The following is a 23576-nucleotide window of genomic DNA, read 5'->3' as shown; positions in this document are numbered from 1 at the left end:
TGCGATGCGGCGAGCCCATGAAAACCACTTCGTTTCGCGCCGCCGTCGCAGCCGCCGCCCTCGTCGCTTTCGCAGCCCCCGCCACCTTTGCCGCGCCCGCCAAGGGCGATGCGCCGGTTACCGAGGCCGAGCTCGCCGGGCACATCAGGATCCTGTCGAGCGATGCGTTCGAAGGACGCGGCCCCGGCACCGAGGGTGAGGATCGCACCATCGCCTATGTCGTCGGCGAATGGGCGAAGCTGGGGCTCGAACCCGTCCCGGGCAGTGCGACCCCGTGGCTGCAGGGCGTGCCGTTGGTCGAGACGCAGGCGCGCGGCGGCACCGCGAAGTTCAAGGTTCGCGGCCGCGCCTTCGCGATCGAGGACGATGGGATTATCCTGACCGGCCGGGATGCGTCGGTGTCGCTGTCGAACCTTCCGGTCGTTTTTGTCGGCTATGGCCTCGACGGCACGGGCAAGGTCACGGCCGATGTCGCCGGCAAGGTCGCGGTGATGCTGTATGACAATGCGCCGTTCGGTGACAAATTGCCGCGCTATCGCGAGCGGCGGCAGATGCTGGCCGAAGCGGGCGCGAGCGCGGTGCTGGTGATCGCGACCGATGCGACGCCGTGGAGCCAGCTCAGAAATTCGCTCGGCGGCAAGACGACGCGCCTGGCCTCGGCGAAGCAGGGCGCGCCGGTGACGGGCTTTCTGTCGCTGGAGGCGGCCGACGCGCTGTTCAAGAAGGCGGGACAGGACGGCGCCGCGCTCCGTGAAGACGCCAAGTCGTCCGATTACAGGGGCAGCGCGCTGGACGTGACCGTCGATCTTGCGACGACCTCCACTGTTCGACCCTATGAAAGCAACAATATCATCGCAAAGCTGCCGGGTGCAAAGCCCGACGGCAAGGCGGTGCTGTTTCTCGGCCATTGGGACCATCTCGGCATCTGTGCGCCCGACGATCCCAAGGATCGGATCTGTAACGGCGCGGTCGACAACGCGAGCGGTATCGCGGTGCTGACCGCCGTAGCGAAGCGCCTGGCAAGCGGCGAGCGTTCCGACCGCGACATCTATTTCATGGCCACGACGGCAGAGGAAAAGGGCCTGCTGGGCGCGCATTATTTTGCCGACCATCCGGTCGTGCCGCTCACCGACATCACCGTCGCGCTCAACATAGATACGATCGCGATTTCGGGAAGCGGCACGCCCGTGGCGACGATCGGCCGCGGCAAGCCCGCCTATGACGCGGTGATCCGCGACGTTGCGACGAAACTGGGCCGTAAGCTCGACGAGGATGGCGAGGCCGACGCCTTCATCCAGCGCCAGGACGGCTGGGCGCTCGGCGCGAAGGGCGTCACGTCGCTGATGGTTGGTGGCAGCTTCTCGGACATGCCGTTGCTGGAGAAGTTTCTGGGCAGCGATTATCATGAGCCTGCCGACGAATTTTCGGACAGGATTCCACTTGGCGGCGCGGCCGAGGACGCCGACCTGCACGTCGCGCTGGGCCGGGCGTTCGCCGACACGAAGCGCTGGGCGGGCAGCGGGCAATAGCCACCGCGTCCTTGCTTCGCCGGCAAGGACGAACGGCTGTCCGCAACGGCGGTCTTATGCCGCCTGTCTGGCCCGGTCCGACATTTCCTGATTCAGCATCTCTGCCAGCAGGAAAGCGAGTTCGAGGCTCTGCCCCGCGTTCAGGCGCGGGTCGCAATGAGTGTGGTAGCGGTCGGCGAGGTCCATCTGCGTCACGTCCATCGCTCCGCCTGTGCATTCGGTGACGTTCTGGCCGGTCATTTCGATATGGATGCCGCCGCCATGCGTCCCCTCGGCGCGGTGGACCGCGAAGAAGCCGCGCACTTCGGCGAGGATGCGTTCGAACGGGCGCGTCTTGTAACCGTTGTTGGTCTTGATGACGTTGCCGTGCATCGGGTCGCACGACCACACGACCGGGTGCCCCGATTCCTTCACCGCGCGCACCAGTTTCGGCAGATGCGCCTCGATCTTGTCGTGACCATAGCGGGTGATCAGCGTCATGCGGCCGGGAACATGGTTCGGATTCAGCGTATCGAGCAGCCGCAACAGGACGTCGGCTTCCAGGCTCGGTCCGCATTTCATGCCGACCGGATTGCCGATGCCGCGCAGATATTCGATGTGCGCCGACCCTTCGAAGCGGGTGCGGTCGCCGACCCACAGCATATGACCCGAGGTGTCGTACCAGCCGCCGGTCAGGCTGTCCTGCCGGGTGAGCGCCTGCTCATAGGGGAGCAGCAGCGCCTCGTGGCTGGTGTAGAAGCTCGTTCCCTTGATCTGCGGCACCGTTTCGGGCGTCACGCCGCACGCTTCCATGAACGCCAGCGCTTCGGATATACGCGCGGCGGTTTCCTGATATTTCTTCGCCCATGGGCTGCGGTCCATGAAGTCGTGCGTCCAGGCATTGACCTGGTGCAGATTGGCATAGCCGCCGTTCGCGAAGGCGCGCAGTAAGTTCAGCGTCGCCGCCGACTGGTTGTACGCCTTGACCATGCGCGCGGGATCGGGGGCGCGGCCGGTGGCCTCGAACGCGATGTCGTTGATGATGTCGCCGCGATAGCTCGGCAACTCGACGCCGTTCACCTCTTCCATGTCGGCCGAGCGCGGCTTCGCGAACTGGCCGGCCATGCGGCCCAGCTTCACGACCGGCATCTTCGACGCAAAGGTCAGGACCACCGCCATCTGCAACAGCACGCGGAAAGTATCGCGAATATTGTTCGGATGGAATTCGGCAAAGCTTTCCGCGCAGTCGCCACCCTGAAGCAGGAACGCCTTGCCCTCCGCGACGCGGCCGAGGTGGCTGGTCAGTTCGCGTGCCTCGCCGGCGAAGACGAGCGGCGGATAACCGGCAAGCTCCTTCTCCGCGGCGGCCAGCGCGGCAGGGTCGGAATAGGTCGGAAGCTGGCGGGCTTCGTGCGAGCGCCAGCTATGAGGTTGCCAGTTCTGCGTCATAACAAAGGTCTTCTACGTGTTTCTTGGGAAAAATGCGAATCGCGCGTCGCAATGGCGCGAACGCGCGCCGGACGCAAGTCGTTGAAAATTAGTTTCAAACGCAACCATGTGTAGCAATGCTTCACATGAGAGGAAATTAATGTTAGTTTGTTATAAATCTGGGCGTCAAAAAGCACAGGACGCAGTCAAGGCGTTCGGCAAACGGTAACGTCATACAGCTAGTGACCCGGCTGGGGGTCCCGACGCGAAAAGATTGTCTATGGCCAATTTCGATCCGGCATGGTTCGGTTACGGCGCGCTCGTGGTGCTGCTCGCGGCAAGTCTGGTCGCGCGGGTCGACTACGTGCGGCTGGCGCTTGCGATCGCGGCTGTGCTGGCGCTCCCGCTCGCGATTCGCGGTTCGAGCGGCGGCGGCTATACATTGCTGGTCCTTGCCATCCTGCTGGTCAATCTTGCGCTGATCGCCCGGCTCTGGCTGAGCAAGGCAAAGGTGACCTTCTCGGCCGAGGAGCAGGAACTGCGCGACCGCCATTTCGATCGGATCGGCCCGGCGAGTGCCCGCGCGCTGATCGATCAGGGGCATTGGATATCGGCGAAGCGCGGGGAGGTTCTGGTGCGCGAGGACGAAGCGGCGCCCTGCCTCTTCTATCTCGCCGAAGGAGCGGCCGCCATCCGGCGTGAGGGGGTCGAAGTCGGGACGCTCGGTCCCGGCGAACTGATCGGCGAAGCGACGGTGCTCGACGGCGCGCATGCGACCGGAACGGTGGTGCTGGCCGGCAACGCACGCCTGTGGTTCATCCCCGCCGCCGGCCTGCGCGCATGGCTGGCGACGCATCCCGATGTCGCGGGCGCGCTGCACGAAGGCTTCGCGCGCGCGCTGCGCGGAAAATTGGCGAGCGCAAACACTCGCATTGCGGACAGGGCGCCGTTATCCTGATCGCATGACAACGATTCTCTATGGCATTCCCAACTGCGACACGGTCAAGAAGGCCCGTCGCTGGCTCGACGATCATGGCGTGGCCTACCGTTTCCACGATTTTCGCAAGGACGGGCTGGACCCTGCCAAGCTGCAGGGGTGGATCGACACGCTGGGCTGGGAAAAGCTGCTCAATAAAAGCGGCACCACCTTTCGCAAGCTTCCCGACGCCGACAAGGAAGGGCTCGATGCCGACAAGGCGAAGGCGCTGATGCTCGCGCAACCGGCGATGATCCGGCGGCCGGTACTGGAAGCGGGCGGTGATCCGGGCGTCGGGTTTTCGGCCGATGACTGGCAGCGGCGTTTTGCATGATCCGCTGGCTTGCGGCCCTGCTCGCGCTGTCGGTCGCGGGGTGCGGGGATGATCCGGTGACGGCCGCGCCCACGCTCGATGGTTATCCGCCGATCGTCATCGCGCATCGCGGGGCATCGGGCGAGCGTCCCGAACATACGCTGGAAAGCTATCGTTTCGCGATCGACCTCGGCGCCGATTTTATCGAACCCGACCTGGTCCTGACGAAGGATGGTGTGCTGGTCGCGCGGCACGAGAACGAGATTTCGGAGACGACCGACGTTGCGGACCATCCCGAATTCGCTGCGCGGAAAACGACCAAGACGATCGACGGCAAGGCGGTGAGCGGCTGGTTCACCGAGGATTTCACCCTTGTCGAACTCAAGACACTCCGGGCGAAAGAGCGGCTGCCGACGTTGCGCTCGACCGACCATGACGGAGAATATGAGATTCCGACTTTCGCCGAGATCCTTGATCTGCTGGCGGCGGTGAACGCCAGGCGCGCAGCGACCGGCGCGAAACCGGTTGGCGTCTATCCCGAAACCAAGCATCCCGGCTATTTCGCCGCGATCGGTCTGCCGCACGAGACGCCCTTGCTCACGATGCTTGAAAAATACGGCTATCGCGGCCGTCAGGCGCCGGTCTTTATCCAGAGCTTCGAGATCGCCAATCTGAAGGCGATCCGCGCGAAGAGTGACCTGCCGCTGATCCAGTTGATGGATGGCGAGGGCGGTCCGGCCGACGATCCGAAAACAAGCTATGCCGTCATGGCGTCGCCTGCTGGGCTGAAGGCGATTGCCGCCTATGCCGACGGGATCGGCCCCAACAAGACGATGGTCATTCCGCGTGGCACGCTCGGTACGCTTGGCGATCCCACCAGCCTCGTTCGCGACGCGCATGCCGCGGGGCTCAAGGTGCATCCCTGGACGTTCCGCCGCGAGAATTATTTTCTGCCGCTTGGCGACAAGAACGGTCTCAACCCTGCCGGCCACGGCGACCTTGCGGCAGAGATCGAAGCTTATCTGAAAACCGGGATCGACGGCCTGTTCAGCGACAATCCGCGTGAGGCCGTTCCTGCCGTCCATCAAGGAGCCGCTAAATGACCGAAAGAATGCTGGGCCAAAGCGGACTTTCGACCCGGCCGTTCGTTCTGGGCGGAAATGTCTTTGGCATGACGGCGGGTCGCGACGCGAGCTTTGCCGTTCTCGACCGCTTCGTCGAACGGGGCGGCGGGATGATCGACACGGCCGACGTCTATTCGGCGTGGGTTCCGGGGCACAAGGGCGGCGAGTCCGAAACCATGACGGGCGCGTGGCTGAAGGAGAGCGGCGCGCGCGACCAAGTCCTGATCGCAAGCAAGGTCGGCATGATGCCCGGCGGCCTCAAGCCCGAGCGAATCCGCGACGCCGTGCAGGGATCGCTGGACAGGCTCGGCGTCGATACGATCGATCTGTATTTCGCGCACAAGGACGATACCGATGTACCGCTCGACGAAGTACTTGGGGCGTTCGGTGAACTGGTCGATGCGGGCACGGTGCGCGCGATCGGGGCGTCCAACTATACGGCCGACCGCCTTGCCGAGGCATTGCGCGTCGCGGACGAGATGGGCCTGCCGCGGTTCACCGTGATGCAACCCGAACTCAACCTCCTCGACCGGGCGCAATATGAAGGCGCACTCCAGACGCTGTGCATCGACGAGGGGCTGGGCGTCATCACCTATTTCAGCCTTGCCTCGGGCTATCTGTCAGGCAAATACCGGGGGGCCGGCGACCTTGGGAAAAGCCCGCGCGGCGCGCGCGTGCAGCCCTATATGGAAGGTCGGGGGCCGGCGATGCTGGCCGTCATGGAGGGAATCGCCGCCGAAACCGGCGCGACGCTGTCGCAGATCGCGCTGGCGTGGGTCACGGCGCAGCCGGGCGTCACGGCGCCGATCGCGAGCGCGACTTCCACCGCCCAGCTCGATGAAATCATGGCGAGCGAGACTTTGGTGCTGACGGACGAACAGCTCGCGGCGCTGACCACCGCAGGCGCCTAGGGTCCTGACCCCAGCCCCGGCGCGGCGGCGTTCAGCCGGCGTCGTCCGCCCACGCGAACACCGTCTCAAGCGGCTTGTCGAATGTCCGCGCGATGCGGAATGCGACTTCGAGCGAAGGCGAATATTTGCCCTGTTCGATCGCGGCGATCGTCTGGCGCGTCACGCCGACGCGGTCGCCGAGTTCGCCCTGCGTCATCTCGCCCGCGAGGAAACGCAGGGTGCGGATGTCGTTGCTGAACGGCAGCCTAGCCATGCCATCCCCTCCGATAGCTTGTCACGACTACCAGCAACCCGATCGTCTCGGCGACGACAACCGCGAACAGCGCGGTGTTGACGATATGCATCGGCGGGTCGGAAAAAGGCATGATCACGCCGACGATGATCGTTCCGGTCAGCAGGACGTAATAGGCGACCCGTGTTCCGCGCGCGGCAATCGCCCGATCGCGCTCGTCGATGCGTGCTTGTGCCGTCTCGCGCGCCGCGATCGCGAGCCAGATATGGCCGACGATCACCACGATCGCTTGCGTGGCCGCGATCGTCCCGAACAGCCAGAGCATCGCGAAGCGATCGCTCCCCGCCGGATGGCCCGCGAGGATGAGCCCGAAATAGAGGCTGTAGGCCAGCACCATCGCGACCAGCATCAGCCACGCTTTCTTTTCTGTATAGGTCATCGGGATTCCTGTCTTTCGCGGCGCGCGGCTTTGACCGGGACTGCCGTGGGAATTGCGGCCGATCCGGACGTCATTCGCCCCGCCGATAGGCACTGACCTGGCTTGCCAGACGGACCAGTTCGGCGGCGACGATCGATGCGAGCAGGCCGTTGAGGACCGTCGCCAGATCACCCGTCGCATAGCCGAGCGCAAAGCAGCAGGCGCCGCCGACGATCAGCACATAATAGCCGCGCGTGGCGGCGCGCCGCGTGATGGTGCGGTCGCGCTCGTCGGTCGGCGCATTGGCATCGCGCGGACGGTGGATCGCCAGTGCAATGGCGGGAATGGTCAGCACGATCGTCATCGCGATCGCCACGACGATCAGCATGCCGCCCTGCACCGCGAGGGCAGGGTGTCCGGTGAGCCCCCATGGAAAGACCATGGCGTACCAGGCGAAGGCGAGGGCGATGACCGCCAGCGTCAGCCAGTCGATTTTCTCGCGAAATGTCATCGATCGAATCTCCAATGTTCGTTCTGTATGACGTAATGTTAAATATTTTAAACATTGAGTCAAGCAGGTTGTACATTGGCAGAGTTCCGGCTTTCGCTGGGAGATTGGAAGGGCTAGACCCCCGCGCCATGTCCACGCTCCCAAAAACGCTCACCTTCGACACATCGACGAGCCGCGCGAACCCGACGCCGCAGCCGATGAAACGCCTTACCGTGCCGCGGATTCGCCAGCGCAAGGGTGGCGAACCGATCGTGATGCTCACCGCCTATACGGTGCGTCAGGCGCAGTTGCTCGATCCGCACTGCGACATGCTGCTCGTCGGCGATTCGCTGGCGCAGGTGATTTATGGCCTGCCGCACACGGTCGGCGTGACGATGGACATGATGGCGCTGCATGGCGCGGCGGTGGTGCGCGGCAGCTATCACGCCGCGGTGATCGTCGATATGCCCTTCGGCAGCTATGAGGGCAGCCCCGAACAGGCGTTCAACAACGCCGCGCGGCTGCTCAAGGAAACCGGGGCCGCGGCGGTGAAGGTCGAAGGCGGCAAGGTGCTGGCCCCGACGATCGAATTCCTGACCCAGCGCGGCATCCCGGTGATGGGGCATGTCGGACTGACGCCGCAGGCGGTGAACATCCTCGGCGGCTATGGCGTGCGCGGCAAGAGCGAGGAAGAGGCGCGATCGATCGTCGAGGATGCAGTCGCGGTTGCAAAGGCGGGAGCCTTTTCGATCGTCATCGAAGGCGTGCTCGAATCGATCGCGATCGAGATCACGGCCAAGGTCGATTGCCCGACGATCGGCATCGGGGCTTCGGCGCAGTGCGACGGTCAGGTCCTCGTCACCGACGACATGCTGGGCATGTTCGAGCGCGTCCCCAAGTTCGTGAAGCGCTATCAGGACATGGCGGGCGTCGTGAGCGACGCGGTGAGGACCTATGCGGACGAGGTCAGGTCCCGTTCATTCCCGACATCGGATCAGATCTACGAAGGGTGACGGCGCGGGTGATCCACGCAAAGTGAATCGCTTGGCCTTTTTCGGCGCCATCGCTAAGGAAGCGACCGGCGGGACGCGCATGTGGCCGGAGCCGGTTTGAGTTTATGGAGGATTGATTGGCCCTGAGCCCGACGAACACCGACGCCGCGCTGTTGCAGGAAGTCGACGAAGCGGTTCGCAAGGACCAGTTGGACAGCATCGCCCAGCGTTACGGCGTCCTGATCGTGGGCGCGCTGTTCGCCGCGTTGCTGGCGTTTGCAGGCTACCTCTATTGGGGCCATCGCCAGGACATCGCACGCGGCGAAAAGGGCGAGGAACTGATCGCCGCCCTCGAAAAGGTGAAGGCCAATCAGCCGGCCGGGGCGCTCGCCGGGCTGAAGAAGCTCGAAGGCGAGGGCAATCCGGCGTACCGCGCCGCCGCGCTGATGCAGCAGGCGAACATGAAGGCGGAAAAAGGGGATCTCAAGGGAGCCACGACGCTGATGGCGCAAGTCGCAAGCGATACCAAGCTTGACCAGTCGCTCCGCGACATGGCGCTGGTTCGTCAGACGGCGCTCGAATTCGACGCGATGAAGCCACAGGCTGTCATCGCGCGGCTCAAGCCGATCGTCGACGCCAAGGATCCGCAATCGAGCTGGTTCGCCAGCGCCGCCGAACTTACGGCCGCCGCCTATTATCAGTCGGGACAGTTCGATCAGGCGGGCGCGCTTTATGGCCGGATCGCGAAACTGCCGGGTGTCTCCAAGACGCTCCAGTCGCGTGCCGTCCAGATGGCGGGCATGCTTGGCGTCGATGCCGTCGTCGACCGGTCGGCCGCAAGCGCGAATGCAGACAAGGCGGCGCCGGCCGCCGCCAGGGACCAGAAGGGCACGCCGGACGCAGCGGCGGCCGCAAAGACTGAGGAAGCCAAATAATATGCTGAAACGGCATTATGTGATGTGTGCGGCAGTGTTGCTGGCGCTGCCGCTTGCGGGCTGCGGCGCGCTCAAGGGCAAGGGCGGACCCAAGACGCCGACGGTGGGGCAGCGCGTGTCGATCCTTTCGAACGACAACAGCATCAAGGTCGATCCGGCGACGGCCGCGATCGCGGTCGTCCTGCCCGATCCGGCGGTCAACGCCGACTGGGCGCAATCAGGTGGCAACGCATCGAAGTCGATGGGCCATCCCGCGCTTGGCGCGGCGCGGATCAAAGTCTGGGAAGCCAGCATCGCGGGCAGTACCAACAAGCAGCGGCTCGCCTCGGCGCCGGTGGTGGCCGGCGGCAAATTGTTCGCGGTTGACACCGACGCGGTTGTCTCTGCCTTCGACGCCGACACCGGCGCGAAGCTGTGGAGCGTGGCGATCGGCAGCACCGGCAAGGATTTCAAGAACTCGCTGTTCGGCGGCGGGGCCGCGGTCGATGGCACGGTCGTCTATGCGACGAGCGGCGTCGGCGACGTCACGGCGCTCAACGTGGCCGACGGGGCGGTGTTGTGGAAAGCGAAGCCCGCGGGCCCGCTGCGCGGCGCGCCGACGGTCGCGTTCGGCGACGTTTTCGTGATCAGCCAGGACAACCAGATCTTCGCGCTCAGTGCCGCGAATGGCGCCGTGCAGTGGCAGGCGACGGCCTCGCTTGAGGCGGGCAGCATCTTCGGTGCAGGCTCGCCGGCCGCAGGGCAGGGCACGATCGTGGCCGGCTATTCGTCGGGCGAGGTTCAGGCCTATCGCTACGAGAACGGCCGCGACCTTTGGGAAGATGCGCTGGCCCGCACGTCGATGGCGCTGTCGGTATCGACCCTGTCGGACGTCGATGCCGACCCGGTGATCGACCGTGGCCGCGTTTTCGCGCTCGGTCAGGGCGGTCGCATGGCGAGCTATGAGCTTGTGACCGGCCAGCGGAGCTGGGAAATCTCGATCGCCGGCATTTCGACGCCCTATGTGGTGGGCGAGTGGGTCTATGCGATGACCGATGACGGCAAGCTGCTGTGCGTTGCGCGGTCGAACGGCAAGGTTCGCTGGATGCAGCAACTCGCCCGCTATCGCGTCGAAAAGGAAAAGAAGAAGAAGGATCCGATCCGCTGGACGGGCCCGATTCTGGCTGGCGGACGCCTGCTCGCGGTGAACAGCGAGGGACATCTTGTCGAATTCTCGCCCGCCGATGGCTCGACCCTCGCGACGACCGAGTTCAAGGCGCCGTTGTCGCAGGCTCCGGTCGTTGCGAACAACACGCTCTATGTCCTGGCGGACGACGGGCGCATCACCGCCTGGCGGTAACAGGGGGAGCCGCCGCGCGGCGGCTCCGAAAGTAGGATAGAAGCATGGCGCGGTCCGCGACGATCGCCATTGTCGGCCGGCCGAATGTCGGCAAGTCGACGCTGTTCAACCGGCTGGTCGGCAAGCGCCTTGCGCTTGTCGATGACCAGCCGGGCGTGACGCGCGATCGGCGCGAGGGCGACGCGAATCTGCTTGGGCTGGAATTCCTGATCGTCGATACGGCGGGGTTCGAGGATCAGGACGCGGCGACGCTGCCCGGACGTATGCGGGTCCAGACCGAAAAGGCCGTCCGCGAGGCCGATGCCGCGCTGTTCATGATCGACGGCCGCGCCGGCGTGACCCCGCTCGACGAGGAAATCGCCCGCTGGCTGCGCAGCGAAGACACGCCGATCATCCTCGTCGTCAACAAGGCGGAGGGCAAGCAGGGTGAGACCGGCCTGCTCGAATCCTATGCGCTCGGATTCGACAATCCGATCGCGCTCAGCGCCGAGCATGGCGAAGGGATCGTCGACCTGTTCGACGCGCTCCGTCCGATCGTCGAGGCGTATGACGCCGCCGAGGCTGAAGCGCTGCCGCCGGCCGGCGAGCTGGACGAAGAGGGGGACGGCGAGGAAGAGGACGCGCCGTCCGGTCCGATGAAGCTCGCGATCGTCGGTCGCCCCAACGCCGGCAAATCCACGCTCATCAACCGCATGATCGGCGAGGATCGCCTGATCACCGGCCCCGAGGCGGGGATCACCCGCGATTCGATCCGCGTCGACTGGCAGTGGGAACAGGATGGCGAGGTTCACGAGATCCAGTTGTTCGACACCGCGGGTATGCGCAAGCGGGCCAAGGTGCAGGACAAGCTCGAAAAGCTGTCGGTTGCCGATGCGCTCCACGCGGTGGATTTCGCGGAGGTCGTCGTCTTGTTGCTCGACGCCACGAAGGGACTGGAGGCGCAGGATCTGCGCATCGCCGACCGTGTGTTGCAGGAAGGCCGCGCGCTGATCGTCGCGCTCAACAAGTGGGATGTCGCGGAAGATCCGTCGTCCCTGTACAATGGCGTCCGCGCCGCGCTCGACGACGGCCTGAGCCAGGTCAAGGGTGTCCCGGTGCTCAGCATTTCGGGGGCGACGGGGAAGGGCATCGACACGCTGGTTCGTGTCGCGTTCGAACAGCGCGCGATCTGGACCAACCGCGTTCCGACCGCACGGCTCAACCGCTGGTTCGAGGGCGCCGTCGAAACCAACCCGCCGCCGGCGCCCGGCGGCAAGCGCATCAAGCTGCGCTATATCACCCAGGCGCGCACGCGGCCGCCGACGTTCGTGGTCTTCGGTACGCGGACCGATGCGCTACCGGGCAGCTATGAACGCTATCTGGTCAACGGCATGCGCAAGGAACTGGGGTTCCAGGGCGTCCCCGTCCGGCTCAATTTCCGCAATTCGCGCAACCCGTATGACGAATGACGGTTCGGGGGCTTTCGGGCCCCTTGAGGTCGACTCGCGGGGTATGCGGTGCCCCTGGCCGGCGCTTCGGCTGGCGCGCGCCATGCGCGAGGCCGACGACGTCCTGCTGCTCGCCGACGACCCCCAGGCGGCCCGCGAAGTCGCAGCGCTCGCCGCAGAGCATGGCTGGCGACTTGCGACCGAAACAGGCGCGGCGAGCGAGAGTCGCTGGCGCGTGCGCCGCGACTGACCCAAAACGGGTCGGCTTTCGCGCTGGGGGCGCGGCGTCGTAACCTCTTTTTTACCTACTTCTGGGCAAGGTGCCACCGGGACCAAGGACCAATTTGAACACCGAGGGAACAGGGCATTGGACGAGATCCTGGTCGATTGGGATGAATTTCGCGCAACGCGCGCCCAACTGGGTGCGGCCTTTGTGCGCATTCTCGGCTATTTTCGCGAGGACGGCACCAAGTCGGTGGCCGCGATCGAAGAGGCGATGCGCGCCCGTGATGCGGGCGGACTCGTCATGCCAGCGCACACGCTGAAGAGCGAGGCGCGTCAGTTCGGCGCCGAGCGACTCGGCGCGCTGGCCGAGGATATCGAGATGTTCGGCCGGCACTGCGTCGAAGCGCAGATCAGCCCCGAGGAATATCTGCCGCGCGTCGTGACGTTGCGCCCGTTGTTCGAGGAAACGCTGGAAGCGCTTGAGCGCGAGGCCAATCCGCTGGTGCAGCGACGCCCGGCAACCTTTGGGCGCGCCGCCAGCTACTGACCGTCCTCAAGCCGCCACCGGCTTTCGCATCGGTTGCAATTTCCAGCGCGACAGGCTGCGCCATATCCATTCCAGCGGACCATATTGGAACCGGTCGAGCCAGGGCTTCGACCAGAGCAGCATCGCGGCCCACATACCAAAGCAGAACAGATACAGCATCGTCCGCGACACGCTGCCGAACAGCCCCAGCCCATAGCCATAGAAGATCGTGGTCATCACGATCGTCGTCGTCAGGTAATTGCTGAACGCCATGCGTCCCGTTGCGGCAAGGCGGGCGCGCACCGCATCGCGGGCCGCAGTCTTGATCAGCAGCATGATCAGCGCAGCCCATCCGACCGTCATCAGAAAGTCGAAGGGCGTGGAAAAGAAGAGCGCGGCGCCGAAGATCGAAACCGTATCGAAGCCCGCCCGGCCGCTGTGCCAGGCGATGAAGGCCAGTGGCGGTGCCGCGATCAGAAAGCAGATCGCCGCCCATCGGGCATAGCGCGCCGTACTCCATTCGCCTGTCAGCATCCGCGATTTGAACAGCGCCATGCCAATCAGCATCAATGCCATGGTTTCCCAAAGGAACAGCATGACCTGCTCCAGCGGTTCGATCGCTCCTTCGCCCAGGCGCCGGCCGGCGATCTCGGCATAGCTGCCGAGGAAATGTCGGACGTCATCGGCATAGGCGGGGGAGTCCGGCCCCATCATGGCGTTGAACATCGCGAGCTGTTCCCGGGTGCCCTGCGCGGCGTCGGCCGGCAGTTGGCCCACCTCGAACATCGCCATCGAAAACCATGAGACTCCCATGAGGAGCAGCGCGACGATCAGGAAGCCTGCGGCCCACAGCAACAGGGCGCGGATCGACAGGCCGCGGAACGGATAGAGCAGCAGCCCGCAGACGGCATAAAGCGACAGAATGTCGCCAAACCACAGGAAATAGAAATGCGCGAGACCGAACAGGCCGAGCCACAACATGCGGGAATAATGAGTGTTCAGCGGGCTACGTCCACCCGCTTCGGCGCTCTGGATCACCAGCAGCGTGCTCGCGCCGAACAGCACCGAGAACAGGCCGCGCATCTTCGAATCGACGAAAATGAAATTGAACGTCCATGTCGCAAGATCGGCGGTCGTGGGCGGTCCACCCGCGGCCGGATTGAAATAGGCGCTCATCGGCAGGGCAAAGGCGACGATGTTCATCGCCAATATCCCCATCACCGCCACGCCGCGGATGGCGTCCAGGCTTTCGTAGCGCATTGTCGCTGTCTGCATTTCCATGCCGCATCCCCTTCGGCTCATCGGCGGAGGGGGTATCGCGCGGGCCGATAGGCGTCGAGCGGTTTTTGCGGTATCGTGGAACACTATTGACATTTATGTCAGTAATGCTATTTGCACAGCATCAGATGATTCGTCAAAACTCGCCAAAGAGAGCCGCCATGATCCCGACCATCTTCTCCCATCCTGATCGTCAGCCCGCCAAGTTCCGCCCGTTCAAGGCGTTCGGCCACTTCCGCAAACTGATCAAGGACAAGGAAGACACCGAACAGGTCTTCCACATCTTCGAGAATCTGCCGCGCAAGGGCTTCCTCGATGACGCGCGTGCTTTCGTCGAAAGCGACCTCGGCCGGCGGCTGATGGAAACCGAACCCTATCTCCCCGACCTGCTCGACGACCACGGGTGGATCGACGCGCTGCCCGAAGGGAGCGTCGGCCACGCCTATGTCACCTTCATGCGCCGCGAGGGCCTGTCGGCAGCGGGTCTGGTGGCCGAGGCGGACAAGATGGGCCGCCCGAAGTTCGACGACCAGATCCAATGGTATGCGAACCGCCTGCGCGACACGCACGATCTGTTTCATATCCTGACGGGCTATGGCCGCGATGCGCTCGGCGAACAGTGCGTGCTTGGTTTCACCTATGGCCAGACCGGCAACTACGGCAATTTCTTCATCGCCTATGCCGGCGGATACGAAGTGAAGCGCGGCATCAAGAGCGATGCGCCGGTGATGGGCGCGATCCGTCAGGGCCAGCGTCACGGCAAGGCATCGAAGGCGATCATCGAGCAGGACATTCGTTCGCTCCTCGCCGAACCGCTCGACGCCGCGCGCGCGCGGTTGGGAATCGGAGAACCGACGCTGTATCAGGAGGCGCACCGCGCGTACCGCAGCCGTGGAATCGATCCGTACAACTTCCTCGCGTCAAAGGCCGCGATGGCGTGAACGAAAGAAGCCCCGGTGAAAGCCGGGGCTTTTTATATCAGCGCAGTTCTTTCCGGATCATCAGTTTCAGACCCGACCAGGTTGCGTCCACGGCGCAGACCTTCACATCGACCCAGCCCATTGGCAGACAGACGTCGCGCACGATGTCCTCGCTGATGTCGGTCCGTACTTTTGAGGCCTTCTTGGGCCAGCTCACCCAGACGAAGCCCGCAGGATCGATCAGCGTGCGGAGGTCGCCCAGCCACTGTGCGAGTTCGGCGCGCTCGGTCATGAAGATGTGCGCGGCCTGAAGTCCCGTCTCGGGCTTATCACGTTCGTTAAGTACGACCTCGTCGATCCCGGCGCGAACACTTGCGGGCATGGCGTGGAACCACACCGACATGCCGTCCTTCAGCGACAGTTTCTTGGCAAGCGGTGTGCCCGAATAGCCTGCGGTCATAGCCGCGCGATCAGCGCCTGTGCGGCGGCCGGGTTGCGGACCTTGGCCCCGGCGATGAAAAAGAGGAAGACGTCGCGGCCGTCCCTGGCCCAATCCTTCGCCTGCTTTGCCCAACTGTCCAGCGCCGCTTCGGTATAGCCGGTGTCGACATCCTCCTGCGATCGCTGGAGGCGGGCGTAGGTGAAGTCCGCGGTCTGTTCGTCGATGCAGGGAAATTCGTTGCTGTCGGCATAGACGACCGCCATGTTCCGTTCGCGCAACATGGCGATGAACGCCGGATCGCGAAAACTCTCGTGCCGCACTTCGATCGCATGGCGGAGCGGCAGGCCGTCCTGCGTCTCGGGTAGCAAGTCCAGAAAACCGGCGAAATCGTCGCGGTCGAATTTCTTGGTCGCCATGAATTGCCAGTGGATCGGCCCCAGCCGGTCGCCGAGCCGCGTCAGCCCCTGCGTCAGGAATTTCTCGATCGACCCCGCGCCTTCGGCCAGCACCTTTCGATTGGTGGCGAAGCGCGACGCCTTGACGCTGAACCGGAAGCCGTCGGGGACGGAGGCCGCCCAGTTGGCGAAGCTCTCGGGCTTCTGGCTGCCATAATAGGTGCCATTGATCTCGATCCCGGTCAGATGCTGGCCGGCATATTCGAGCTCCCGCTTCTGGGGATGCTTGTCCGGGTAGAAGGTGCCGCGCCACGGCTCGAAGGTCCAGCCGCCGACTCCGATATGGATGCTCATGTCTCCAGTCCCTCCGTCCCGGCAAAACCTCCGTCATCCCGGCCTTGGTCGGGACGACGGAGTGGGAATATCATGCCAGCGCCGCGTCGGCTCCCATCAGGGTCGGGAAGAAGCCTTCGTGCGCGTCGCGCAGTTCCGCCAGCGTGACCTGATGGTCGCTGTCGGGCAGTTCGAAGACGATGCGATCCTTGATCGTGCGGCCGAGCGGATCGACCGGCACGTCGGCGCGACCCGCGGCGTCGAGGAAATCGGCGAGACAGGTGTCGCAGACCGTGACGAGATAGAGGCCCTGATCCTCGCCGAAGAAACTTTCCGCGACGCCGAAGGGCTGTTCCTCGCTGACCAGCACACCGATGTCCGACTTCAGCGCCATCTCGGCCAGCGTCACCGCGACACCGCCGTCGGAGACGTCATGGCAGGCCGTGATCCAGCCCGCATTGATCGCGTGACGGATGAAATCGCCGGTGCGCTTTTCCGCGCGCAGGTCGACGGGCGGCGGCGGGCCTTCCTCGCGGCCCAAAATTTCGCGCAGCCAGACCGACTGGCCGAGGTGGCCGGCGCGCTCGCCGACAGCGAGCACGATGTCGCCGGTGCGCTTGAAGCCGATCCCGACGGCGTGTGACAGGTCGTCGATCACGCCGACGCCGCCGATCGCGGGGGTCGGCAGGATCGCGCTGCCGCCACCGGTCGCCTTGGATTCATTATAGAGGCTGACGTTGCCCGACACGATCGGATAGTCGAGCGCGCGGCATGCCTGTGCCATGCCGTCGAGGCAGCCGGTGATCTGCCCCATGATTTCGGGGCGCTGCGGGTTCGCGAAGTTCAGGCAATTGGTGATCGCCAGCGGCGTCGCGCCGACCGCGGTGATGTTGCGCCAGGTTTCGGCAACCGCCTGCTTGCCGCCTTCGACCGGGTCGGCGTAGCAATAGCGCGGGGTGCAGTCGGTGCTCATCGCCAGCGCGCGATGGGTGCCGTGGATGCGGACGAGCGCGGCGTCGCCGCCGGTCTGCACCGTGTCGGCGCCGACCTGGCTGTCATATTGTTCCCAGATCCAGCGGCGGCTGGCGATGTCGGGCGTGCCCATCAGCGTCTTCAGATCCGCTGCGACGTCCTTCGTCTCGGGGACGTTCGTCAACTCGGCCTGCTTTGGCGTCGGAACGTGCGGGCGGTCATATAGCGGCGCATCGTCGGCGAGCGGCGCGAGCGGGATGTCGCAGACGATCTCGCCATGATGTTCCAGCACCATGCGGCCGGTGTCGGTGACGGTGCCGATGACCGCGAAGTCGAGTTCCCATTTCTCGAAGATCGCTTTCGCGAAATCCTCCTTGCCGGGTTTCAGGACCATCAACATGCGTTCCTGCGATTCCGACAGCATCATCTCATACGCCGTCATCCCCGTTTCGCGCTGCGGCACGTCGTCCATCTTGAGGTGGAGGCCGACGCCGCCCTTCGACGCCATCTCGACCGACGAGGAGGTGAGGCCCGCGGCGCCCATATCCTGAATCGCGACGATCGCGTCCGACGCCATCAACTCGAGGCACGCCTCGATCAGCAATTTTTCGGTGAAGGGGTCGCCGACCTGCACGGTCGGGCGCTTTTCCTCGGCATCCTCGCCGAAATCCGCCGACGCCATCGTCGCGCCGTGGATGCCGTCGCGGCCGGTCTTCGAGCCGACATAGACGATCGGATTGCCGACGCCACTCGCGGCCGAATAGAAGATCCTGTCCTGCTCGGCGATGCCGACGGTCATCGCATTGACCAGGATATTGCCGTCATAGGCCTTGTGGAAATTGACCTCGCCGCCGACGGTCGGGACGCCGACGCAATTGCCATAGCCGCCGATACCATGGACGACGCCCGAAATGAGGTGCTTCATCTTCGGATGCTCGGGCCGGCCGAAGCGCAGCGCGTTAAGGTTCGCGACCGGCCGCGCGCCCATCGTGAACACGTCGCGCAAGATGCCGCCGACCCCCGTTGCCGCGCCCTGATAGGGTTCGATGTACGACGGGTGGTTGTGGCTCTCCATCTTGAAGATGGCGGCAAGTCTCTTGCCGTTCGGCCCTTCGCCGATGTCGATGACGCCGGCATTTTCGCCGGGACCGCAGATTACCCAGGGCGCCTCTGTCGGCAGCTTCTTGAGGTGGATGCGCGAGCTTTTGTAGCTGCAATGCTCGGACCACATGACCGAGAAGATGCCGAGTTCGACAAGGTTCGGCTCGCGCCCGAGCGCGGACAGGACGCGGTCATATTCTTGCGGAGAAAGGCCGTGCTCGGCGACGATCTCGGGGGTGATGACGGAGGCGGGCGCGGGTGCTGTCTGGGTCATGGCGCGCCTTTAGCGGCGCGAGCGCAAAACGAACAGACCCCATAGCGCATTTTGCGCCATGGGGTCTGCGGACGGAGCGAGTTCAGCGCGAAGCGAGAATCGTGACCTTCGCCAGCGGTTCGACCTCGCGCAGCGTGAAGCTGACCTGCTGCGAGCCGACGGTGCCGCGGACACGATGCTCGCCGACACGAAGGACAAACGGTTTTCCGGTCTTTTCCTCGACGCCGCTGATGACGCGATAGCCGCCGGCCTGCGTGACCGAATAGCTGTAGATGCGCCCCTCATGTTCGAAACGCTGCTCTTGGGCATGAGCCGCCACCGGCACGGCAGCGAACAGGGCGGCTATGGGAAGAAGAATCTTTTTCATGGTGCAAGTCCTTGTCGATTCAAGAAAACTTGCCTTCGAGCCCCTCTCTTCTTGTGCGTTGCAGCATGACGCGCAGCGCGCGCGTCAGCAATTGCAAAAAGCCGAATCGTGATTGCGCCGGGTAAGGGTGTCCTGACCCTAGGCGGCGCCCGCCTGCGGGGTCATGTGGATGCTGGCATGCGGTTGGCGCCGGCCCATGCTGCGGCTCCCGCGAGCACCACATAGGCGAGCAGCATCGTCGCGGGGATCGCCAGCGAATAAATCGGTTCCTTCGGCCCGAACCAGTCGATCGCCTGGAACAGGGCCAGCAGCGCGGCAAGAATCCACAGCCGGTAGGACGCCGAAACGGCCCGCGTCCGCCGGACATAATATGCGAACGCCGCACCGATCAGCAGAATCTCGAGCGGCATCGCGATAGCGGGATAGTTCCACAGGCCGAAGCCCAGCTTTGGCGGCGTGCCGAGAAGCGTCAGGTCGGGAATATGGACCAGCAGGTCGATGAACCAGTGCGACACGACCACCAGCGCCGCGCCGATCGCTGCCGCGATCCGCCTGGTGCAGACCCAGACGATCAATCCGAACAGCAGGGCCCAGACCGTCGCGCCGAGCAGGCTGTGCGTGAAAGGCATGTGGTAAAGGTCCATCGGGTTCATCGCCGTGATGCCGGGCACGATCCGCATCGCTTCGATCCCCGGAATCAGCATCGCGGCAAAGCCGATGTCGACAAGCTGCGCCGCGACGAACAGTGTGCCGAGCCCTGCGGCTTTGGGCCGCGCTGCGGCGACGAACGCCGGTGCGAAGTGACCGATGAACATGCGCCGAGGTTATCGTTCCCGGGGGCGACGTCAAGCTTGACCGCACAGGGGCGAAGGGGCCAAAGCAGGGCGATGACGGATACCCCCGAAGCGACCCCTTCCTCCCCCGGCACGACGCCGATTTCCACGCTGACCTTCGAAGCGGCGATGGGCGAGCTTGAAAGCATCGTTCGCCAGCTCGAAAGCGGCGATGTCAGCCTCGAAAAGTCCGTCGCGCTCTACGAACGCGGTCATGCGCTCCGCCAGCATTGCGAAGCGCGCCTCGCGGCGGCGCAGGCGCGGATCGAGCAGGTCGGCCTTGGCGCTGACGGCCAGCCGGCGGGAACGACGCCTTTCGGCGAAAGCTGAGCGATGATGGGGGTCGTCGATGGCGATACCGATTATGCGGCGCGCTTGCTGGAGCGCGCGCAGGACGAGGTCGCGACCGGAATAGACCAGCTCTTCGATCGCCTGCTGGCCGTTCCGGCGGACCCGCGCGGCCGCCTTTACGAGGCGATGCGGCATGCCGCGATCGCGGGCGGCAAGCGCCTCCGGCCGCTGCTCGTGCGCGCGGCGGGCGATCTGTTCCACGTCGATCGCGCGCTCAGCCTGCGGGTTGGTGCCGCGGTGGAGGCGATGCATGTCTATTCGCTGATTCATGACGATCTGCCGTGCATGGACGATGACGATATGCGGCGCGGCAAGCCAACGGTCCACAAGGCGTTCGACGATGCGACCGCCGTGCTGGCGGGCGATTCGCTCCACGCGCTCGCGTTCGAATGGCTGGTCGACCCGGCGACGCACAGCGACCCGTTCGTCCGTACCGAACTGATCCGCGAGCTTGCGCTGGCGGCGGGGCCAGCGGGGATGGCGGGCGGGCAGATGATGGACCTGGCCGCAGAAACCGCCGACTTCGACTTGCCGACGGTCACCCGGCTGCAGCAGCTCAAGACGGGCGCGCTGATCGCCTTCTCGGTCGAGGCGGGCGCGATCCTCGCGCGCATTCCGCCGGAGGGACGGCGTCCGCTACGCGGCTATGCGCGCGACATCGGGCTGGCGTTCCAGATTGTCGACGACATCATGGACGTCGAGGGCGACGAGACGCTCGCCGGCAAGGCGCTGCACAAGGACGCGGCAGCGGGCAAGGCGACCTTCGTCACGCTGATGGGGCTCGAGCGCGCGCGCGAACAGGCCGCGCTGCTGGTCGAACAGGCGATTGCGCATCTCGCCGGTTTCGGCGAAGAGGCTGGGCTGCTGCGCGCGATCGCACGCTATGTCGTCGAAAGGGATCATTGATGCGCATTGGGGTTTATCCCGGAACCTTCGATCCGATCACGCTCGGTCACATGGACATCATCCGTCGGGGGGCGAAGCTGGTCGACCGGCTGGTCATCGGGGTCACGACCAACATCACCAAGTCGCCGCTGTTCGATGACGAGGAGCGGATCGAGATGGTGCGCCACGAGGTGGCGAGCATTGGCGGCGATATTCGCGTCGTCGGGTTCAATTCCCTGCTGATGGATTTTGCGCAGCGCGAAGGGGCGGGCGTGATCGTGCGCGGGCTGCGCGCGGTCGCCGACTTCGAATATGAATATCAGATGGCGGGCATGAACCAGCAGCTCAACGACCGGATCGAAACGGTGTTCCTGATGGCCGACGTTGGGCTGCAGCCGATCGCGTCGCGGCTGGTCAAGGAAATCGCGATCTTTGGCGGCGACATCCACAAGTTCGTAACGCCGTCGGTACGCGATGCCGTGGTGCAGCGGATCGACGAACGCGGCATCCGGCAGGGCGAAGCCTGATCCCAATCATTGAGCGTTCAGCTTTTTCCAGCTACGGCGCGCCGAGCGGGGCGCAGTTCAAGTTTTCAATAAGAGGCCGATCCAGCATGAAACCTTCCTTCCGCCCTCTGATTCTGACGGCGATGGCATTCGGCCTCGCGGCTTCGGCCGTCGCGCAGGAGGTGCCGCCGGCGCCCCCCGCGCCGCAGGGCGGCGAAGCGCCGTCCGCACCGGCTCCGGCATCGGGCGACCCCGCCGCAGCGGCCGCGGAGGCGCCCGCCGCCCCGACGATGGCGCCCGACCAATATATGGGCAATCCCGAGTATATGCTCGATCTCGATCTTTCGACCGGCGGCCGCGTGGTGATCCAGCTCTATCCGAATGTCGCGCCGGCGCATGTCGAGCGGATGAAGACGCTGGCGCGCGCGGGTTTTTACAACGGGATCAAGTTCCACCGCGTGATCGACGGTTTCATGGCCCAGACCGGCGACCCGACCGCCACCGGGCAAGGCGGTTCGCAGCTTCCCGATCTGAAGGCCGAATTCAATGATACGCCGCATCTGCGTGGTACGCTGTCGATGGCGCGTGCCGAAAATCCCGACAGCGCGAACAGCCAGTTCTTCATCATGCTGCAGCCGCGTTTCAGCCTCGACCATCGCTACACGGCGTTCGGCCGCGTGATATCGGGGATGCAATATATCGATGCGGTCGCGAAGGGCGAGCCGCCCGCGATCATGTCGCGCATCGTCCAGATGTCGGTCGCCGCCGACAACAAGCCGATGCCGCCCGCGGCGTTGCTGACCGAGGAGCGGCCGGCCGCGCCGGTCGAGGTCACGGTCGATCAGCTTAACGCGCCGATCAAGCGGTAAGCGCGGGGACGCGCCCGCACTCCTATGCGCGTCGACGCCTTCGATTTTGAACTGCCGCCCGCGCGCATCGCGCTCCGCCCCGCGCGCCCGCGCGACGCGGCGCGGATGCTCGTCGTGGCGAAGGGCGGCCTGACCGACGCCGGCGTCCGCGATCTGCCGTCCTGGCTGCGCGCCGGCGATTGCCTCGTGTTCAACGACACCCGCGTCATTCCGGCTCAGCTCGAAGGGCGGCGTGCGGCGCGGGTTGGGGACGATGCACAGGACATGTCCGGGGCGAAGATCGGTGCTACGCTCCACAAGCGGATCGACCTCCGTCGCTGGCAGGCCTTCGTCCGCAATGCGAAGCGGTTGCGCGTCGGGGATGCCATCGATTTCGGCGCCGACGTCATCGCGCTGGCCGAAGAGCGGCTTTCCGACGGCAGCTTCGTGCTGGCGTTCGGCGGCGACGAACCGGTCGAATTGCTGCTCGAACGCGCCGGTACGATGCCGCTGCCGCCCTATATCGCGGGCAAACGGCCGACCGATGATGCCGACCGCAGCGATTATCAGACGATGTTCGCGCAAAAGGATGGCGCGGTCGCGGCGCCCACCGCGGCACTGCACTTCACCCCCGAATTGCTCGCCGCGCTCGCAAGGACCGGAATCGCCAGCGAGACGCTGACCCTTCACGTCGGCGCGGGGACGTTTCTGCCGGTGAAGGCCGACGACACCGACGATCATGTCATGCATGCCGAATGGGGCCGGATCGACGCCGCGACCGCCGATCGGCTCAACGCCGTCCGCGCGGGCGGCGGCCGCGTGATCGCGGTCGGCACGACCAGTCTCCGCCTCCTCGAAAGCGCAGCACGCGACGAAGGCAGGATCGCGCCTTTCGAGGGGGATACGTCGATCTTCATCACCCCCGGCTATCGTTTCAGGGCGATCGACGGCCTGATGACCAACTTCCACCTCCCCAAATCAACCCTGTTCATGCTGGTCAGCGCGTTGATGGGCCTGAACAGAATGCAGGCTGCCTACGCCCACGCGATCGGGCACGATTATCGATTTTACAGCTATGGGGACGCCAGCCTGTTGCTGCCGGAACCATAGGGCGAAGGCGCGCTTGCCTCGTTCGATCGACTTTCCGATCCCTAGCAGTTCTGGAATGACGGACCGAGTGCCGAGCGGTGACGGAACGGCCGCGCCTTTGTCCCACCTTAGGACTGG

The 23576-nt window shown here is 64.9% G+C and carries 27 protein-coding genes; 17 read left to right on the top strand and 10 right to left on the bottom strand.

What is annotated here, in order from left to right:
- The first annotated feature begins 17 nt into the window (after positions 1 to 17).
- Positions 18 to 1529: a M28 family peptidase gene (locus JNM03_RS04640; RefSeq protein ID WP_294034781.1), complete on the top strand. Its 1512-nt coding sequence runs from the start codon at positions 18 to 20 to the stop codon at positions 1527 to 1529.
- Positions 1530 to 1583: 54 nt separating this feature from the next.
- Here the strand turns inward: JNM03_RS04640 and JNM03_RS04635 are convergent, their stop codons facing one another.
- On the bottom strand, positions 1584 to 2957 hold the full coding sequence (locus JNM03_RS04635; protein WP_294034779.1) for a class II 3-deoxy-7-phosphoheptulonate synthase: 1374 nt from the start codon (positions 2955 to 2957) through the stop codon (positions 1584 to 1586).
- 259 nt (positions 2958 to 3216) lie between these two features.
- Between JNM03_RS04635 and JNM03_RS04630 the strand changes: the two genes are divergently transcribed.
- From JNM03_RS04630 to JNM03_RS04615, 4 genes are read left to right on the top strand one after another with little or no spacing between them, the layout of a single operon-like run.
- Positions 3217 to 3894, top strand: a complete 678-nt coding sequence (locus tag JNM03_RS04630; RefSeq protein WP_294034777.1) for a Crp/Fnr family transcriptional regulator — start codon at positions 3217 to 3219, stop codon at positions 3892 to 3894.
- Between the two features lie 4 nt (positions 3895 to 3898).
- Complete coding sequence (locus JNM03_RS04625; RefSeq protein WP_294034776.1) at positions 3899 to 4246, top strand: ArsC family reductase; 348 nt, start codon at positions 3899 to 3901, stop codon at positions 4244 to 4246.
- Positions 4243 to 5328, top strand: coding sequence for a glycerophosphodiester phosphodiesterase (locus tag JNM03_RS04620; RefSeq protein WP_294034774.1), 1086 nt, complete (start codon positions 4243 to 4245; stop codon positions 5326 to 5328). Before JNM03_RS04625 ends, JNM03_RS04620 begins: the two co-directional genes overlap by 4 nt.
- Positions 5325 to 6260 (top strand): aldo/keto reductase, encoded by a 936-nt coding sequence (locus JNM03_RS04615; RefSeq protein WP_294034773.1) that lies wholly within the window; start codon positions 5325 to 5327, stop codon positions 6258 to 6260. Before JNM03_RS04620 ends, JNM03_RS04615 begins: the two co-directional genes overlap by 4 nt.
- Before the next feature lie 31 nt (positions 6261 to 6291).
- Here JNM03_RS04615 and JNM03_RS04610 read toward each other — a convergent pair whose 3' ends face one another.
- The 3 genes from JNM03_RS04610 to JNM03_RS04600 form a co-directional block, all read right to left on the bottom strand.
- The gene (locus tag JNM03_RS04610; RefSeq protein WP_294034771.1) at positions 6292 to 6513 is read right to left on the bottom strand and encodes a helix-turn-helix transcriptional regulator; all 222 of its coding nucleotides are present in this window, start codon (positions 6511 to 6513) and stop codon (positions 6292 to 6294) included.
- The gene (locus JNM03_RS04605) at positions 6506 to 6931 is read right to left on the bottom strand and encodes a hypothetical protein (RefSeq protein ID WP_294034770.1); all 426 of its coding nucleotides are present in this window, start codon (positions 6929 to 6931) and stop codon (positions 6506 to 6508) included. Before JNM03_RS04605 ends, JNM03_RS04610 begins: the two co-directional genes overlap by 8 nt.
- Positions 6932 to 7001: 70 nt before the next feature.
- Positions 7002 to 7421, bottom strand: coding sequence for a hypothetical protein (locus tag JNM03_RS04600; protein WP_294034769.1), 420 nt, complete (start codon positions 7419 to 7421; stop codon positions 7002 to 7004).
- 128 nt (positions 7422 to 7549) lie between these two features.
- On the opposite strand from JNM03_RS04600, the gene panB reads away from it, so the two are divergent.
- The 6 genes from panB to JNM03_RS04570 all read left to right on the top strand — a co-directional run bounded on the left by panB (position 7550) and on the right by JNM03_RS04570 (position 12865).
- Entirely contained in the window at positions 7550 to 8413 is an 864-nt protein-coding gene (panB, locus tag JNM03_RS04595) for a 3-methyl-2-oxobutanoate hydroxymethyltransferase (RefSeq protein WP_294034768.1), read from the top strand.
- 116 nt (positions 8414 to 8529) lie between these two features.
- The gene (locus JNM03_RS04590; protein ID WP_294034767.1) at positions 8530 to 9327 is read left to right on the top strand and encodes a tetratricopeptide repeat protein; all 798 of its coding nucleotides are present in this window, start codon (positions 8530 to 8532) and stop codon (positions 9325 to 9327) included.
- Between the two features lies 1 nt (position 9328).
- On the top strand, positions 9329 to 10666 hold the full coding sequence (locus JNM03_RS04585) for a PQQ-binding-like beta-propeller repeat protein (protein ID WP_294034766.1): 1338 nt from the start codon (positions 9329 to 9331) through the stop codon (positions 10664 to 10666).
- Between the two features lie 44 nt (positions 10667 to 10710).
- On the top strand, positions 10711 to 12114 hold the full coding sequence (gene der / locus JNM03_RS04580) for a ribosome biogenesis GTPase Der (RefSeq protein WP_294034765.1): 1404 nt from the start codon (positions 10711 to 10713) through the stop codon (positions 12112 to 12114).
- The gene (locus JNM03_RS04575; RefSeq protein ID WP_294034764.1) at positions 12104 to 12343 is read left to right on the top strand and encodes a sulfurtransferase TusA family protein; all 240 of its coding nucleotides are present in this window, start codon (positions 12104 to 12106) and stop codon (positions 12341 to 12343) included. Before der ends, JNM03_RS04575 begins: the two co-directional genes overlap by 11 nt.
- Positions 12344 to 12460: 117 nt before the next feature.
- The gene (locus JNM03_RS04570; protein WP_294034763.1) at positions 12461 to 12865 is read left to right on the top strand and encodes an Hpt domain-containing protein; all 405 of its coding nucleotides are present in this window, start codon (positions 12461 to 12463) and stop codon (positions 12863 to 12865) included.
- Positions 12866 to 12871: 6 nt separating this feature from the next.
- Here JNM03_RS04570 and JNM03_RS04565 read toward each other — a convergent pair whose 3' ends face one another.
- Positions 12872 to 14125: a DUF418 domain-containing protein gene (locus tag JNM03_RS04565; RefSeq protein ID WP_294034762.1), complete on the bottom strand. Its 1254-nt coding sequence runs from the start codon at positions 14123 to 14125 to the stop codon at positions 12872 to 12874.
- A gap of 158 nt (positions 14126 to 14283) precedes the next feature.
- Here JNM03_RS04565 and JNM03_RS04560 point away from each other — a divergent pair, with 158 nt between their 5' ends.
- The gene (locus tag JNM03_RS04560; RefSeq protein ID WP_294034761.1) at positions 14284 to 15063 is read left to right on the top strand and encodes a Coq4 family protein; all 780 of its coding nucleotides are present in this window, start codon (positions 14284 to 14286) and stop codon (positions 15061 to 15063) included.
- A gap of 37 nt (positions 15064 to 15100) precedes the next feature.
- On the opposite strand, the gene JNM03_RS04555 is transcribed toward JNM03_RS04560, so the two are convergent.
- From JNM03_RS04555 to JNM03_RS04535, 5 genes are all read right to left on the bottom strand, one after another.
- Complete coding sequence (locus JNM03_RS04555; protein WP_294034760.1) at positions 15101 to 15502, bottom strand: hypothetical protein; 402 nt, start codon at positions 15500 to 15502, stop codon at positions 15101 to 15103.
- Entirely contained in the window at positions 15499 to 16233 is a 735-nt protein-coding gene (locus JNM03_RS04550) for a DUF72 domain-containing protein (protein WP_294034759.1), read from the bottom strand. Before JNM03_RS04550 ends, JNM03_RS04555 begins: the two co-directional genes overlap by 4 nt.
- A gap of 70 nt (positions 16234 to 16303) precedes the next feature.
- Positions 16304 to 18559 (bottom strand): phosphoribosylformylglycinamidine synthase subunit PurL, encoded by a 2256-nt coding sequence (purL, locus tag JNM03_RS04545; RefSeq protein ID WP_294034758.1) that lies wholly within the window; start codon positions 18557 to 18559, stop codon positions 16304 to 16306.
- A gap of 82 nt (positions 18560 to 18641) precedes the next feature.
- Entirely contained in the window at positions 18642 to 18926 is a 285-nt protein-coding gene (locus JNM03_RS04540) for a hypothetical protein (protein ID WP_294034757.1), read from the bottom strand.
- A gap of 161 nt (positions 18927 to 19087) precedes the next feature.
- On the bottom strand, positions 19088 to 19741 hold the full coding sequence (locus JNM03_RS04535) for a hypothetical protein (RefSeq protein ID WP_294034756.1): 654 nt from the start codon (positions 19739 to 19741) through the stop codon (positions 19088 to 19090).
- Positions 19742 to 19813: 72 nt separating this feature from the next.
- Here JNM03_RS04535 and JNM03_RS04530 point away from each other — a divergent pair, with 72 nt between their 5' ends.
- The 5 genes from JNM03_RS04530 to queA all read left to right on the top strand — a co-directional run bounded on the left by JNM03_RS04530 (position 19814) and on the right by queA (position 23459).
- Positions 19814 to 20089 (top strand): exodeoxyribonuclease VII small subunit, encoded by a 276-nt coding sequence (locus JNM03_RS04530; RefSeq protein WP_294034755.1) that lies wholly within the window; start codon positions 19814 to 19816, stop codon positions 20087 to 20089.
- 3 nt (positions 20090 to 20092) lie between these two features.
- On the top strand, positions 20093 to 21016 hold the full coding sequence (locus JNM03_RS04525) for a polyprenyl synthetase family protein (RefSeq protein ID WP_294034754.1): 924 nt from the start codon (positions 20093 to 20095) through the stop codon (positions 21014 to 21016).
- On the top strand, positions 21016 to 21522 hold the full coding sequence (gene coaD / locus JNM03_RS04520) for a pantetheine-phosphate adenylyltransferase (protein ID WP_294034753.1): 507 nt from the start codon (positions 21016 to 21018) through the stop codon (positions 21520 to 21522). Before JNM03_RS04525 ends, coaD begins: the two co-directional genes overlap by 1 nt.
- Before the next feature lie 122 nt (positions 21523 to 21644).
- Positions 21645 to 22370: a peptidylprolyl isomerase gene (locus JNM03_RS04515; protein WP_294034752.1), complete on the top strand. Its 726-nt coding sequence runs from the start codon at positions 21645 to 21647 to the stop codon at positions 22368 to 22370.
- 24 nt (positions 22371 to 22394) lie between these two features.
- On the top strand, positions 22395 to 23459 hold the full coding sequence (gene queA / locus JNM03_RS04510) for a tRNA preQ1(34) S-adenosylmethionine ribosyltransferase-isomerase QueA (RefSeq protein ID WP_294034751.1): 1065 nt from the start codon (positions 22395 to 22397) through the stop codon (positions 23457 to 23459).
- The last annotated feature ends 117 nt before the right edge of the window (positions 23460 to 23576 follow it).

Origin of the sequence: Sphingopyxis sp. (genome assembly GCF_016793825.1) — a bacterium.
Lineage (GTDB): Bacteria > Pseudomonadota > Alphaproteobacteria > Sphingomonadales > Sphingomonadaceae > Sphingopyxis.
Note: the sequence above shows the minus strand (reverse complement) of the source record. Positions and strands in the feature narration are given on the sequence as shown.

Coding starts and splice junctions, on each gene's coding strand:
- JNM03_RS04630 (WP_294034777.1), top strand. CDS start 3,217: ATGGCCAATTTCGATCCGGCATGGTTCGGTTACGGCGCGCTCGTGGTG.
- JNM03_RS04535 (WP_294034756.1), bottom strand. CDS start 19,741: ATGTTCATCGGTCACTTCGCACCGGCGTTCGTCGCCGCAGCGCGGCCC.
- JNM03_RS04625 (WP_294034776.1), top strand. CDS start 3,899: ATGACAACGATTCTCTATGGCATTCCCAACTGCGACACGGTCAAGAAG.
- JNM03_RS04585 (WP_294034766.1), top strand. CDS start 9,329: ATGCTGAAACGGCATTATGTGATGTGTGCGGCAGTGTTGCTGGCGCTG.
- JNM03_RS04530 (WP_294034755.1), top strand. CDS start 19,814: ATGACGGATACCCCCGAAGCGACCCCTTCCTCCCCCGGCACGACGCCG.
- JNM03_RS04600 (WP_294034769.1), bottom strand. CDS start 7,421: ATGACATTTCGCGAGAAAATCGACTGGCTGACGCTGGCGGTCATCGCC.
- JNM03_RS04605 (WP_294034770.1), bottom strand. CDS start 6,931: ATGACCTATACAGAAAAGAAAGCGTGGCTGATGCTGGTCGCGATGGTG.
- JNM03_RS04620 (WP_294034774.1), top strand. CDS start 4,243: ATGATCCGCTGGCTTGCGGCCCTGCTCGCGCTGTCGGTCGCGGGGTGC.
- JNM03_RS04515 (WP_294034752.1), top strand. CDS start 21,645: ATGGCATTCGGCCTCGCGGCTTCGGCCGTCGCGCAGGAGGTGCCGCCG.
- JNM03_RS04555 (WP_294034760.1), bottom strand. CDS start 15,502: ATGACCGCAGGCTATTCGGGCACACCGCTTGCCAAGAAACTGTCGCTG.
- JNM03_RS04610 (WP_294034771.1), bottom strand. CDS start 6,513: ATGGCTAGGCTGCCGTTCAGCAACGACATCCGCACCCTGCGTTTCCTC.
- panB (WP_294034768.1), top strand. CDS start 7,550: ATGTCCACGCTCCCAAAAACGCTCACCTTCGACACATCGACGAGCCGC.
- JNM03_RS04575 (WP_294034764.1), top strand. CDS start 12,104: ATGACGAATGACGGTTCGGGGGCTTTCGGGCCCCTTGAGGTCGACTCG.
- JNM03_RS04550 (WP_294034759.1), bottom strand. CDS start 16,233: ATGAGCATCCATATCGGAGTCGGCGGCTGGACCTTCGAGCCGTGGCGC.
- JNM03_RS04635 (WP_294034779.1), bottom strand. CDS start 2,957: ATGACGCAGAACTGGCAACCTCATAGCTGGCGCTCGCACGAAGCCCGC.
- JNM03_RS04565 (WP_294034762.1), bottom strand. CDS start 14,125: ATGGAAATGCAGACAGCGACAATGCGCTACGAAAGCCTGGACGCCATC.
- JNM03_RS04615 (WP_294034773.1), top strand. CDS start 5,325: ATGACCGAAAGAATGCTGGGCCAAAGCGGACTTTCGACCCGGCCGTTC.
- queA (WP_294034751.1), top strand. CDS start 22,395: ATGCGCGTCGACGCCTTCGATTTTGAACTGCCGCCCGCGCGCATCGCG.
- JNM03_RS04640 (WP_294034781.1), top strand. CDS start 18: ATGAAAACCACTTCGTTTCGCGCCGCCGTCGCAGCCGCCGCCCTCGTC.
- der (WP_294034765.1), top strand. CDS start 10,711: ATGGCGCGGTCCGCGACGATCGCCATTGTCGGCCGGCCGAATGTCGGC.
- JNM03_RS04540 (WP_294034757.1), bottom strand. CDS start 18,926: ATGAAAAAGATTCTTCTTCCCATAGCCGCCCTGTTCGCTGCCGTGCCG.
- purL (WP_294034758.1), bottom strand. CDS start 18,559: ATGACCCAGACAGCACCCGCGCCCGCCTCCGTCATCACCCCCGAGATC.
- JNM03_RS04525 (WP_294034754.1), top strand. CDS start 20,093: ATGATGGGGGTCGTCGATGGCGATACCGATTATGCGGCGCGCTTGCTG.
- JNM03_RS04560 (WP_294034761.1), top strand. CDS start 14,284: ATGATCCCGACCATCTTCTCCCATCCTGATCGTCAGCCCGCCAAGTTC.
- coaD (WP_294034753.1), top strand. CDS start 21,016: ATGCGCATTGGGGTTTATCCCGGAACCTTCGATCCGATCACGCTCGGT.